The organism is Rhizobium sp. CB3060, from assembly GCF_025200735.1.
GTDB lineage: Bacteria > Pseudomonadota > Alphaproteobacteria > Rhizobiales > Rhizobiaceae > Rhizobium.
The window spans coordinates 3,582,066-3,595,251 of sequence record NZ_CP104158.1 but is presented as its reverse complement, the minus strand read 5'-3'; the positions used below and the strand labels follow the sequence as shown (position 1 = coordinate 3,595,251).

Genomic DNA, 13,186 nt, shown 5'->3' with positions numbered 1-13,186 from the left:
CATATTGTCCCGCGCCGTTTTGCCGGACATCTCCTCACGCTCGATTGGAGAAAGCCATGGCCGTCGTTTCCAAAAAAATCCCCGCCCCCGACAAAGTGAAGGTGAAGACCGCGCTTCTGTCCGTCTCCGACAAGACCGGCATCGTCGAGCTGGCGCGTGCGCTCAGCGAAAAGGGCGTGCGGCTGCTGTCGACCGGCGGCACGCACAAGGCCATTGCGGCGGCGGGTCTTGCCGTGACCGATGTATCCGAAGTGACGGAGTTTCCCGAAATCATGGATGGCCGCGTCAAGACGCTGCATCCGAAGGTGCATGGCGGCCTGCTCGCTATTCGCGATGACGCCGAACATCAGGCGGCGATGAAGGAGCATGGCATCGAGGGTATCGACCTGGTCGTCATCAATCTCTACCCCTTCGAAGATGTCCGCAAGGCCGGGGGCGATTATCCGACGACGGTCGAGAATATCGACATTGGCGGCCCTGCGATGATCCGCGCTTCGGCCAAGAACCATGCCTATGTCACGATTCTGACCGATCCGGCCGACTATCCGGAGCTGCTAGAGCAGCTTTCGGCCGATGCCGGCCAGACCGCCTATGCCTTCCGCCAGCGCATGGCCGCCAAGGCTTTCGCCCGCACCGCGGCCTATGATGCGATGATCTCCAACTGGTTCGCCGAGGCTCTGGATATCGCGACGCCGCGCCATCGCGTCATCGGCGGCGTCTTGCGCGAGGAGATGCGCTATGGCGAAAACCCGCATCAGAAGGCGGCTTTCTACGTCACCGGTGAAAACCGTCCTGGTGTCTCGACCGCGACACTGATCCAGGGCAAGCAGCTTTCCTACAACAACATCAACGATACCGATGCGGCCTACGAACTTGTTGCCGAGTTCCTGCCGGAAAAGGGTCCGGCATGCGCGATCATCAAGCATGCCAACCCGTGCGGTGTTGCCACCGGCCCTACCCTGGTTGAGGCCTATAAGCGGGCGCTGGCTTGCGATTCCGTTTCGGCCTTCGGCGGCATCATTGCGCTGAACAGCCTGCTCGATGCGGAAACCGCCGAGGAGATCGTCAAGCTCTTTACCGAGGTCATCGTCGCGCCAGAGGTCAGCGAGGAAGCCAAGGCGATCATCGCCCGCAAGCCGAACCTTCGCCTGCTGTCGGTCGGCGCCCTGCCCGATCCGCGTGCGGCCGGCCTGACTGCCAAAACCGTCTCTGGCGGTTTGCTCGTCCAGAACCGCGACAATGCGCTGGTCGAAGATATGGAGCTGAAGGTCGTCACCAAGCGTGCACCGACGGCACAGGAGCTGGAAGACATGAAGTTTGCCTTCCGCGTCGCCAAGCATGTGAAGTCGAACGCCGTTGTTTACGCCAAGGACGGCCAGACGGCCGGTATCGGCGCCGGCCAGATGAGCCGCGTCGATTCGGCCCGCATCGCCGCGATCAAGGCCGAAGAGGCCGCCAAGGCCATGGGGCTCGCCGAGCCGCTGACGCGCGGCTCTGCCGTGGCCTCCGAAGCCTTCCTGCCGTTTGCCGACGGCCTGCTGTCGGCGATTGCCGCCGGCGCGACGGCGGTCATCCAGCCGGGCGGTTCGATGCGGGACCAGGAAGTCATCGATGCCGCCGACGAGCATGGTGTTGCGATGGTCTTCACGGGCGTACGTCATTTCCGGCATTGAGCCATAGCTCGCTTCGTCGTCGTTTCGTCCACCCTCATCCTGAGCTTATCGAAGGACGAGGGTGGCCCATAAGCAACCACCCGCCCTTGTGGTTCGAGGCTTCGGCCTTTCAGGCCTCCGCGCCTCACCATGAGGGCTGATCCTCTCGCTTGCTGGTATATCCCTAATTAAATGGAGGGATATCTCACTTCGCCTTATCGGCCGGATAGGGCGTCGGCAGCAGGAGCAGCAATCCGCCTGCAAGGAAGATGATCAAGGTCGCCATGCCGAGGCGGGCGGAGCCGCTCCAATAGGTCATCAGCGAGAAAAACAGTGTCGCCATGAAGCTGGTGGCGCGGCCGGAGAGTGCGTAGATGCCGAAATAGCGGCCTGCTTCGGCGAGGCTGACACTGCGGGCGAGATAGGAGCGCGAGGAGGCCTGGACCGGGCCGAAGGCGAGGCCGACGAGCAGGCCATAGGCAATATAGGCCTTCTCCGCCGCTGTGCCGAACAGGCCGCCAGAATCGGCGGTCGAGAGCGGCACGAGGCCGAAAAGCGTAAAACCCGGTCCGGTGGAGATGATGCCGAGGGCCGCGAGGAGCAGCATGGTCAGGCTGATGACGACGGTTATCTTCGAACCCAGCCAGCGATCGACATAGCCGGCGATAAAGCAGCCGAAAATAGCGACGACGTTGAGGATGATGCCGTAGATGCCGATCTCGATGGTCGCCCAGCCAAACATTCCCGCGGCGAAGGTGCCGCCGAGGATCAGCAGGCCGTTAACGCCGTCCTGGTAGACCATGCGGGCAATGAGGAAAAGACTGATGCCCCGGCGGCGTTTCAGTTCGCCGAGTGTCATTCTCAGCTCATGCAGGCCGGAGCGAACCGCCGTACCGAGCGGCAGACCGCGGGCGGCATCCGGCGTGAAGAAAAACATCGGCAGAATGAAGAGAAAATACCAGACGGCGGAAATCGGTCCGGTGATGCGCGCATCTTCGCCGAGACTGGCGTCCAGGCCGAAGAGCGGTGTCAGGCCGAGGATGGTCTTGCCAGTTTGCGGGTTGCCGGCCAAAAGCGCCACCACGGCGATAAGCACGATCATGCCGCCGAGATAGCCGAGTCCCCAGGCGGCATTCGACAACCGGCCGATATCGTCCTTGCTGACGAGCCGCGGCATCATCGAATCGTTGAAGACGATTGAAAACTCTGCCGAGATCGAGGCAAGGATCATGAAGATGACGGGGTAGATCACCGGCGAACCGGGTGCCGCACCCCAAAGGCAGAACAGGCTGGCGATCTTGATGACGGCAAAGAAGGCGATCCAGGGTTTACGGGCGCCGGACTGATCGGCGATCGAACCGAGCACCGGCGACAAGACGGCGATGATCACCGAGGAGATCGTCGCCATATTGCTCCACATTGCCTGCGCGGCCACCGGATCCGCCGTCAGGCGCGCGACGAAATAAGGACCGAAGATGAAGGTGGTGACGACGGTGAAGAACGGCTGCGCCGCCCAGTCGAAGAACATCCATCCCCAGATGCCCCGCGCCGGCACTTTCGCCGGCGCGTCGTCCCTTATCTCTGTGGCCACCAAATTCCTGCCCCTGATTCGATAGTGCGTCTATCACGCGGGGCGGACTGTCTCATCTCGCCCGATCGTGCGCAAGGTCGGTCAGGAGGCCGGCGGCGACGGTGATCCGGGCAAGGTTCGGATCGCCGCTTTCGCTGAGGCCCGCAAGCTCTTCGGCAATGCGGTTGATGCGGATGCGGTCTTCGGCGTGCCATGCAAGGATCGGCTGCTTGTCCTTCGGATGATTGCTGAGCGCCGAGATGACGATATCACGGCGGGCCCCAGCGATCTGGTCGAGGCTGCGGGCCAGCGCCAGGCTTTCATAGTGATCGCCGGTGATGATCCGGCTGCCGGCGAGCAGCAGACGGCCGACCCGGAAGGTCTGCGACACCGTGAAGTAGCTTTCGGCGGCGCGGTTGAGCGTATCGCCTGTCCGTTCGGCGATCTGCATGATTTCCGGCACGAGGACGAGCGCGTAGATCGTCGCGATCTCGGAAGCGAGCTTTTCAGGCAGACCGGCGGCCTGATAATCCGCCTGGCGGGTCGCGATCTCGGCGGCGAAATCCGCCGGGATCTGGCTGAGGAAGACCGGTCTCAGCTTTTTCAATGCCGCCTGAAGCCGGCTAACGGTTTCCTCGATATCGCCCTTCGCCGCTCCGGTTTTCAGCAACAGGCGGGTCAGCACCGTATAGACTTCGGTGATTTCGCCATAGACGCGGTTCTGCGTCTGGCCGCCGACCTTACCATCCAGCGCATCGGTCTCGTTCCAGAGGCGATCGAGATCGAAGCCGTCGCGGGCGAGCACGGCAGCCTTGACCACTTCGGCGGCAGACGCGGCCGTCGCATCCATCATGCTGACGGCAAAGCCCGGTCCGCCGCGGTTGATCGCTTCGTTTGCCAGTACCGTCGCGATGATTTCGCGGCGCAGACGATGGCCGGCGATATCGGCGGCATGCGAGCGCTGCATTTTTACCGGGAAATATTGGCTGAGCGTCGCGGCAAAATAGGGATCGTCCGGTAGGTCGCTCGCCGCCAGGGCATCGAACAGGACGATCTTGGCGTAGGAGAGCAGGACACCGATCTCGGCGCGGCTGAGGGGCCGGCCATTGGCGTAGCGTTCGGCAAAGGTCTGGTCGTCGGGCAGCGTCTCAACCTTGCGGTTGAGCTGCTTCGCCCCCTCCAGCACGCTCATGAAACGGCTGAGTTCCAGACCGTTGCTGGTGCCTTTGCGTTCCGTCAGGGAAATCGCCAGAGACTGCAGATAGTTGTTGCGCAGCACCAGCGCCGCCACCTCGTCGGTCATCGAGGCCAACAGCGTATCGCGTTTGGCGCGTGTCAGGCGGCCGTCGAACATGGCGGATGCCAGGGCGATCTTGATATTGACCTCGACGTCGGAGGTATTGACGCCTGCCGAATTGTCGATGGCGTCGGAATTGCAGCGCCCGCCCTTGAGGCCATAGGCGATGCGGCCCTTCTGGGTAACGCCGAGATTGGCGCCTTCGCCGATCACTCTGGCACGAACCTCTTCCGCGGTGATACGGATCGGATCGTTGGCACGGTCGCCGACTTCCGAATCCGTTTCGGCCGGTGCCTTCACATAGGTGCCGATACCGCCGAACCAGAGCAGGTCCACCGGGCTCTTCAGGATCGCCGTCATGATCTCGAAGGGTGTCGCCACGGTCTTGTCGATGCCGATAGTGGCAGCGGCCTCATGAGTCAGCGTCACCGATTTTGCCGAACGTGAGATGATCATTGCGCCCTTCGACAGGACGCTCTTGTCGAAATCCTGCCAGCTCGAGCGGGCGAGATTGAAAAGCCGCTGCCGCTCGGCGAGCGTCTTTTTCATGTCCGGATCGGGATCGATAAAGATGTCGCGGTGATCGAAGGCGGCGAGAAGGCGGATTTTCGGCGACAGCAGCATGCCGTTGCCGAAGACGTCGCCCGACATGTCGCCGACGCCGGCGACAGTGAAGGGCGTCGTCTGGATATCGATGTCCATTTCGCGGAAATGCCGCTTGACGGTCTCCCAGGCGCCGCGGGCCGTGATACCCATCTTCTTGTGGTCATAGCCGGCCGAGCCGCCCGAGGCGAAGGCGTCGTCGAGCCAGAAGCCGGCTTCCTGCGCCAGGGCATTGGCAGTGTCGGAGAACGTCGCGGTGCCCTTGTCGGCGGCGACGACGAAATAGGGGTCGTCTCCATCCTGCCGCACCGTGTCCGGTGGCGCAATGATATCGGCGCCGGAGATATTGTCGGTGATCGACAGCAGGGTGCGGATATAGGTCTTGTAGGCCTCGCGGCCGGCATTGAAGATCTCGTCGCGGCTGCCGCCGACCGGGAGTTTCTTCGGATAGAAGCCGCCCTTGGCGCCGACGGGCACGATGACGGCATTTTTAACCTGCTGCGCCTTCACAAGGCCCAGAACCTCGGTGCGGTAGTCTTCGGCGCGATCCGACCAGCGCAAGCCGCCGCGAGCGACCTTGCCGAAGCGCAGGTGCACGCCCTCTACCTCGACGCCATAGACGAAGATCTCGCGGAAAGGCCGCGGCTCCGGCAGGCCATCCAGGAGTTTCGGATCGAGCTTGAAGGCAAGCATGGCTTTCGGTGTGCCGTCCGGGTTTTTCTGGAAATAGTTGGTGCGTAGCGTCGCATCGACGGCGTTGACATAGCGGCGGAGAATCCGGTCGTCGTCGAGGCTTGGAACATCGGCGAGTTCGGTCTCGATCGTCGCATGCAATTCGCTGAGTTTTTTCGTGCGGTTCTTGTCGTTGAGCTTGGGGGCGAGCGTGTCGTGGAACAGGCGGAAGATCGAGGCTGCGATGCGCGGATATTTGTCCAGCGTCGCGGCGATATAATCCTGCGAATAGGCGATACCAGCCTGGCGAAGATAGCGGGCATAGGCGCGCAGGACGTTGGTTTCGCGAGCCGAAAGACCGGCGGAGATGATCAGCCGGTTGAAAGCATCGTTATCGATCGTGCCGCCGAAGGCTGCGAGGAAGGCTTCCTCCAGCGCCGCGCCGTGGCGCGCGAGATCGATCGTCACGCCGCCGCGGGCTTCGAGTTCCATATCGTGGAGAACGACACGGCCGTTCGCGCCGTTCTTGCCGGTGACGTAAATGTCGAAGGTCCGCTCGCTGAGGACATTGAAGCCGAGATTTTCGAGCAGCGGCACGCGGCGCGACAGCGCCAGATTGTCTTCGGCGTGGAAGATCTTCAACGACAGGATATCGCCCGCTTCCTCCTTGCGGATGTAGAAGGCGATTCGGATCTGATCGGGGCCAGCGGTGGCGGTGATATCGGGCAGGTCGGCAACGGCGTCCTCCGGCGAAAAGGCCTCCTGGAAGGCCTGGCTGACGGAGATATGCGGGGCCTTGGGTCCGGCCAGCATTTCGAAGCGGTCGTCCCAGCGGGCGGTGATGGCGCGGATCGCCGCTTCAAGCTTCGCCTGCGGAACATGCGGGGTCTTGCCGCCGCTGCGGCCGATGATGAAATGCACGCGCGCGACGCCGCCTTCCGGGAAGGCCGGATAGTAGGCGGAAACGCGACCGTCATAGACGGTCTTCAGGTAATTGCCGATCCTCTCGCGGACGACGGAATCATATTCCTCGCGCGGAACATAGACGATCACCGAGACGAAGCGGTCGAAATGGTCGATGCGCGGCAGCGCGCGCACGCGCGGGCGGTCGGCAAGGTCGTTGATCTGTTCGGCAAAGCTTGCGAGCAGCGTCGTGTCGATCTGGAAGAGATCGTCGCGCGGATAGGATTCCAGCGTATTGTCCAGCATGCGCCCGGAATGGCTGGCCGGGTCGAAGCCGAAATGGTCCTTGACCTTCTGCACCTTGGACCGCAGCAACGGCACCTCGCCGGCGGCGCTGGTGTACGCTGTGGACGTATAGAGGCCGACGATGCGCAGTTCGCCGGTGACATTGCCGTCGGCATCGAAACGCTTGACGCCAACATAATCCATATAGGCACGACGGTGAACGACCGACTTCACATTGGCTTTGGTGACGATCAGGAAATCCGGCCCGTCGAGGAAGGCCAGGATTTCCGGCGTGGTGGTGACGGCGTCTTTTCCCTGGCGCAGGACGAGGACGTCGGGATTGGAGAGGATGCCGAGGCCGGCGCCACGGTCGCGCTCCACCTTGGCGCTGGCGCCCTTGCCGGAATAGACATATTCGCGCATGCCGAGGAAGGTGAAATTGCCGTCGCGCAGCCAAGCGAGAAAGGCCAGCGCCTCATCACGATCCGCCTTGCGGCGGGCGGCGGTCTCATAAGTGGAAAGCTCCGTTATCACTGTATCGAGCCGCGTCAGCATTGGCTTCCAGTCGGAAACGGTCAAATGCGTCTGATCGAGCACGATTTGCACGCGCTTGATCAGGTCCGCCGCCTGCGCCGCGGTCAGCGGTGACAGATGTAGTTGAATATGGCTGACACGATCGGCGGGATCGCTCGGATGATCGGCAGAGTAAAGCGTCGGCTGCTTGCCGTCTTTGATGACGAGGATCGGATGCACCGCCATGAAAAGATCGCGGTAGCTGCTGGTCACCTCGCCCATGGCCGATTCGTAGAGGAACGGCATGTTATGATCGGTGATCGAGAGGATCGAAACCGGCACGCCTTCGGGGTCGATATTGGCGACCTGTTCGATGGTGACGCGGGGAGAATCGCCGTTCCAGGCTGCCAGTTCCCCAGCCGCATGCACAGCGGCAAGGGCAAGCATTTCCGGGCTGTAGCGCTCCAAATCGTCATTGCTCGCCCGGCCGAACAGGATTTCCGGATCGAGATGCGCCTCGCCGGTTGCAGCGGCGATCTTGCGGGCCGCTTCGATCTGTTTTTCCCGTTTCGGATTGGTCCTGGGTGCCATGAAATTCCTCCCTTATTCCAAGTTTGGTCACTTTATCAGAAGGTTTATCGAAAAAACTGGCAAATTGAATGCGAATTTCATCGCTTTTCGACCAATTCGGTCTCAAATTTTGAAGAATCTTGCTGATTTGCGATGATCTTGATGCAATCCGTGTAAAAATTGGCGCAGAATTGGCGATATTGCGTAGTCAACAGAGGTTTTCATGACTCTGTGAAGCGCGATTGACAGAGTGACGATAAAAAGATCATCAAACGGCGCAATCAAGGCCGGAAGATCGGAACTGGAAGCAAGCATCATGTCGGATATCGCGGCGGGCGCCGTTATCGTCATCTCCAGCCATGTCGTCAGAGGTTCCGTCGGCAATCGTGCCGCCGTCTTCGCGCTGGAAACCCTGGGCCACCCCGTTTGGGCGCTGCCAACAGTCGTTTTGCCCTGGCATCCCGGCCATGGCCGCTCGACCCGGCTGACCTTTGCCGAGGCGGATTTCGACCACGCGATCGACGATCTTATCGCCGCGCCCTGGCTCGCGGAGGTGAAGGCGGTGCTGTCGGGTTATTTCGGCAATGCCGCGCAGGCACGCTCCGTCGCGCGGCTGGTAACGGCACTCAGGGAAAAGAACCCCGATCTCTTCTATGCCTGCGATCCCGTTATCGGCGATGCCGGTGGGCTCTATGTGCCCGACGCAACCGCCGAAGCGATCCGCGATCAGCTCATCCCGCTCGCATCGCTGGCGACGCCGAACCGCTACGAGCTTGCCTGGCTTGCCGGCGCGCCGCTGGAGGACAACAATGCCGTCATGGAGGCTGCCCTGGCGCTGGGGCCGCCGCGCATGCTGGTGACGTCGGCCGTGCCGATGATGACCGGTGGCACCGGCAATCTCTATCTCAGCGGCCGAAATGCGCTGTTTGCCGAACATCGCAGCATCGACAACGCGCCGAACGGGCTTGGCGACCTGCTCTCGGCCGTGTTCCTGTCGCGGCTTCTGTCGGGCATGGACGAAGAGAGGGCTTTGCAATTGACCACGGCCAGCGTCTATGAAGTCCTGGCGCGGGCGGTCAAGCGCGGCAGCGACGAATTGACGCTCGCCGCCGATGCTTCCAGCCTCTCGACCCCCATGGCAATGGTGCAGATGCGGCGCCTGCTGCATCCGGCGCAGCGACGGAAAAAATAGCGGTCGCCGATGCGATAGCTTTTTGCGTTGCAATAGTTGCCATTGGCGGCGGTGCGCTGTAATTCAATGTCATGAGCTTTCCTACCTCCCTTCTGAACGGCTATCGCAACTTCATGAGCGGGCGTTACGTCGATGAACGCGATCGCTATCGCAATTTGGCGGAGGAAGGGCAGAAGCCCGGAACCCTGGTGATTGCCTGTTCCGACAGCCGTTCGGCGCCGGAGACCATTTTCGACGCTGGTCCCGGAGAGCTTTTCGTTATCCGCAACGTCGCCAATATGGTGCCGCCCTATGAGCCGGACGGCCATTTTCACTCGACGTCCGCAGCTCTGGAATTCGCGGTGCAGTCCCTGAAGGTCGCGGATATCGTTGTCATGGGACATGGTCGCTGCGGCGGCATCCGCGCAGCGTTGGATCCGAATGCCGAGCCGCTGTCGCCGGGCGATTTCATCGGCCGGTGGATGGGCCTCGTAAAGCCGGCCGCCGAGCAGATCCAGAGCAATGACGTTATGACGCCGGCCGAGCGGCAGACGGCGCTGGAGCGCATCTCCATCCGCAATTCGCTCGACAATCTACGCAGCTTTCCCGATATCAAGGCGCTGGAAGAGGAAGGGAAATTGAACCTGCACGGCGCATGGTTCGATATCTCGACCGGCGAGCTGTGGGTGATGGACCCGACGACGCGCGATTTTATCCGGCCGGAAATCTGAGACTACGATAAGGACAAACGAAAAAGGCGCTCCGGGCCATTTGGCCGAGCGCCTTTTGTCGATTTGTTGCCGTAGTTATTGGCCGTCGATCTGCTTGCCGATATAGGCGATCGCCTGCTGGTAGACCGCTGCATCGTTCCAGCCGCCGATCGCCGCGAAATTGGGTTCGCCGGGCTGGTAGCCAAGACCTGGCTGCCAGCCATGGCCCTTCAGGAAGTTTGCAGTTGAGGCCAGCGCGTCGGCGCGGGATCCGACCAGATCGACCCTGCCGTCGCCATCGCCGTCGACGCCGAAATTGACGACGTTCTTCGGCATGAATTGTGTCTGGCCGATTTCGCCATGGGCCGCGCCGCGGGCGGTCGGGCTCAGATAGCCTTCGCCGACGAGCTTGAGGGCGGCGTAGAGCTGATCGGTGAAATAGTCGGAGCGGCGGCAGTCATAAGCGAGCGTCGACACGGCCGAGAGCGTATGCTGGTCGCCCATGAAGCCGCCGAAACCGGTTTCCATGCCCCAGATGGCGATGATCGGGCCGGCGGGCACGCCATAACGCTTCTCGATTCTCGCGAACAGAGCGGCGTTGGCCTGCTTCATTTTCTTGCCACGAGTGATAATCGCCTGGCCACCGCGCTTTCTCATGAAATCTTCGAAGGAGAGCTTGAAGCTCTTCTGGCCGCGATCGGCGCGGATGGTCGGTTGATTGTAATGCACGTTGGCGAAGGCTCGGTCGAGAACAGAGGCACTGACGCCCTGGGCCTGTGCTTCCTGCTTGAATTCCTGCATCCAGTTCTCAAAACCGGCCGACGAGTTGCCGCAAGCTGCCGCATTCGCCGCAAATGGCGTCACCAACAGCAACCCGCCTGCCACGAGAGCTGCCATTCCAGACTTTGTCATGCGCATTCAGAGTCCCCGAATTCTTACCGCGCGAGGCGCGGTAATGGTTTTTGATGGCGCATAAGCCTTCCATTTTTGAGGCCTACGCGCGGTCTTACTGTGACCGGACCATGCCAGTATCCGGCAATTCTGTCATTATCACGGTTAAGCGATCAATATTTTCGCTTCACGTGAAACACTATACCTGACGCAGCTTTGTAAAAGCCTCGCCATTCGATCGGAAATAGCGAGGCTTTTATTTGGTTCCTACTTAGCCAGCAAAGGTTGAAAAACCGTAAATGGTTTATAAACCCTTTATGCCGCCTGCTTGCGCGGCTTGACCAGGCCACGGTTGATCAGGAGTTCGGCAATCTGGATGGCGTTCAGCGCCGCGCCCTTGCGCAGATTGTCGGAGACGACCCAGATGTTGAGACCGTTTTCAACCGTTGCGTCCTCGCGAATGCGCGAAATGTAGGTCGCGTCCTCGCCGGCGGACTCATAAGGCGTGATGTAGCCGCCGTTTTCGCGCTTGTCGATGACGAGGCAGCCCGGGGCTTCGCGCAGGATATCGCGGGCCTGATCGGCAGTGATCTCGTTTTCAAACTCGATATTGACCGATTCCGAATGACCGATGAAGACCGGCACGCGCACGGCGGTGCAGGTAACCTTGATCTTCGGATCGAGCATCTTCTTGGTTTCGGCCAGCACCTTCCATTCTTCCTTGGTGTAGCCGTCTTCCATGAAGACATCGATGTGCGGAATGACGTTGAAGGCGATGCGCTTGGTGAACTTCTTCGACTCGATCGGATCGGCGACGAAGACGGCGCGGGTCTGGTTGAAAAGCTCGTCCATGCCGTCCTTGCCGGCGCCGGAGACGGACTGGTAGGTCGAGATGACGACGCGCTTGATCTTGGCGAAGTCGTGCAGCGGCTTCAGCGCCACAACAAGCTGCGCGGTCGAGCAATTCGGGTTGGCGATGATGTTGCGCTTGGTGAACTGCGTGACGGCATCCGGGTTTACTTCCGGCACGATCAACGGCACGTCGGCGTCGTAGCGCCAGGCGGAGGAGTTGTCGATGACGACGCAGCCCTGGGCGCCGATCTTCGGCGAGAACTTCTTGGAGACATCGCCGCCGGCCGACATCAGGCAGATGTCGGTGTCGGAGAAATCGTAGTTCTCCAGGTTCGAAACCTTCAATGTCCGGTCGCCGAAGGAAACTTCGGTGCCCTGCGAGCGGGCCGATGCGAGGGCTACGACCTCGTCAGCCGGAAAACCGCGTTCGGACAGGATATTGAGCATTTCGCGGCCGACATTCCCGGTCGCGCCCGCAACTGCAACTTTGAAACCCATTTCTCAAGCTCTCTTTCTCTTCTCTCCTCTTGGGCGAGGGGGGGGAACCGCGGCCATAACGGCCGGTTCCTGTCCCCAGCCGAGCCGGGGAGAGAGCGGCAGGCCAGAGACGTCAGACGGTTTTCGTCGTCGTTTTGGCCTTGGTTTTGGAAGAAACCGGAAAACGGAACTCCTGCCCGGCATAGTCTGCCAGGTGACCGAAGCTATCGATCTGTTCGAAGCGAACCATGGAGGTCTTCCTTTTCCGTCGCCGGTTCTACGGGGTTTTCCACAGGAGTCAAGGATTTCCGCGTTCCGACCGATGCGGGAACGCGGAAATCAACATCAGCCCTCAGCGGTTGGTGTTGCGGGTGGATTCGAACAGGAACCAGGTGCGGCGTTCCGTCTCGTCCAGCCAGCTTTCAAGCAGGCTGGCGGTGGCGATATCGCCATATTCATCGCAGACATCGTGGGCGGCGCGGATTTCGGCGGAAAGCCTGAGATTGTCGTCGGCCAGTTCGGCGAGCATGTCCTGGGCGTCGACATATTCGGCGTCATTGTCGGGGATACGCTGCAGCTTGGCGATGTGGCCGATCGAACGCAGCGTGGTGCCGCCGATCTTTCTGGCGCGTTCGGCCATCGGGTCTGTCATGGCGAAGATCTGCTCGCCCTGCTCGTCCAGCAACAGGTGGTAATCGCGGAAATGCGGTCCACTCATATGCCAATGGAAATTCTTGGTCTTGAGATAAAGGGAAAAGACGTCGGCCAGCAGCGCATTCAGTGCTGCGGAAATATCGCGTGTCGCTTCTTCGCTGAGATTGGTGCGCGTGCCCAGTTTCGATTTGGTGTTGGCGGTATTCATGATGACGTGCTCCGTTTCGTTGGTCGCAACAGCGATCCTCAGAGATTTTCGCAGTAATTCATGGCGTTCGCTCGCGAGGGGTCGCATTGCAGACAGGGATCTGTCTTGAAAGTTTCCGCGGTCAAGATGTCGTTTTGCAGCAAAAGCGGCTGCGGAGA

The 13,186-nt window shown here is 60.9% G+C and carries 9 protein-coding genes; 3 read left to right on the top strand and 6 right to left on the bottom strand.

Features of this window, described 5'->3' with window-relative positions; all coding sequences use genetic code 11:
- Nucleotides 1–56 precede the first annotated feature (56 nt).
- Complete coding sequence (purH, locus tag N2601_RS17285) at nucleotides 57–1,673, top strand: bifunctional phosphoribosylaminoimidazolecarboxamide formyltransferase/IMP cyclohydrolase (protein ID WP_260303244.1); 1,617 nt, start codon at nucleotides 57–59, stop codon at nucleotides 1,671–1,673.
- Between the two features lie 184 nt (nucleotides 1,674–1,857).
- Here the strand turns inward: purH and N2601_RS17280 are convergent, their stop codons facing one another.
- The 3 genes from N2601_RS17280 to N2601_RS17270 form a co-directional block, all read right to left on the bottom strand.
- A complete protein-coding gene (locus tag N2601_RS17280) occupies nucleotides 1,858–3,246 on the bottom strand; it encodes an MFS transporter (RefSeq protein WP_104824910.1) in 1,389 nt (462 codons plus the stop codon).
- A gap of 49 nt (nucleotides 3,247–3,295) precedes the next feature.
- Nucleotides 3,296–8,086, bottom strand: a complete 4,791-nt coding sequence (locus N2601_RS17275) for an NAD-glutamate dehydrogenase (protein ID WP_104824909.1) — start codon at nucleotides 8,084–8,086, stop codon at nucleotides 3,296–3,298.
- Between the two features lie 102 nt (nucleotides 8,087–8,188).
- On the bottom strand, nucleotides 8,189–8,383 hold the full coding sequence (locus N2601_RS17270) for a hypothetical protein (RefSeq protein ID WP_158704502.1): 195 nt from the start codon (nucleotides 8,381–8,383) through the stop codon (nucleotides 8,189–8,191).
- On the opposite strand from N2601_RS17270, the gene pdxY reads away from it, so the two are divergent.
- Together pdxY and N2601_RS17260 are read left to right on the top strand one after the other, a co-directional pair.
- Nucleotides 8,382–9,257 (top strand): pyridoxal kinase PdxY, encoded by an 876-nt coding sequence (gene pdxY, locus N2601_RS17265; protein WP_104824908.1) that lies wholly within the window; start codon nucleotides 8,382–8,384, stop codon nucleotides 9,255–9,257. The two genes, N2601_RS17270 and pdxY, sit on opposite strands and share 2 nt — an antisense overlap.
- Nucleotides 9,258–9,328: 71 nt before the next feature.
- Nucleotides 9,329–9,967 (top strand): carbonic anhydrase, encoded by a 639-nt coding sequence (locus N2601_RS17260; protein WP_104824907.1) that lies wholly within the window; start codon nucleotides 9,329–9,331, stop codon nucleotides 9,965–9,967.
- A 75-nt stretch (nucleotides 9,968–10,042) separates the two neighbouring features.
- Here the strand turns inward: N2601_RS17260 and N2601_RS17255 are convergent, their stop codons facing one another.
- From N2601_RS17255 to N2601_RS17240, 3 genes are all read right to left on the bottom strand, one after another.
- Nucleotides 10,043–10,864, bottom strand: coding sequence for a lytic murein transglycosylase (locus N2601_RS17255; RefSeq protein WP_260303243.1), 822 nt, complete (start codon nucleotides 10,862–10,864; stop codon nucleotides 10,043–10,045).
- A gap of 288 nt (nucleotides 10,865–11,152) precedes the next feature.
- Complete coding sequence (locus N2601_RS17250) at nucleotides 11,153–12,187, bottom strand: aspartate-semialdehyde dehydrogenase (protein ID WP_104824905.1); 1,035 nt, start codon at nucleotides 12,185–12,187, stop codon at nucleotides 11,153–11,155.
- 331 nt (nucleotides 12,188–12,518) lie between these two features.
- Nucleotides 12,519–13,028 carry a Dps family protein gene (locus N2601_RS17240; RefSeq protein WP_104824904.1) on the bottom strand — a complete coding sequence of 170 codons (510 nt, stop codon included), beginning with the start codon at nucleotides 13,026–13,028 and terminating at the stop codon, nucleotides 12,519–12,521.
- Nucleotides 13,029–13,186: the final 158 nt, after the last annotated feature.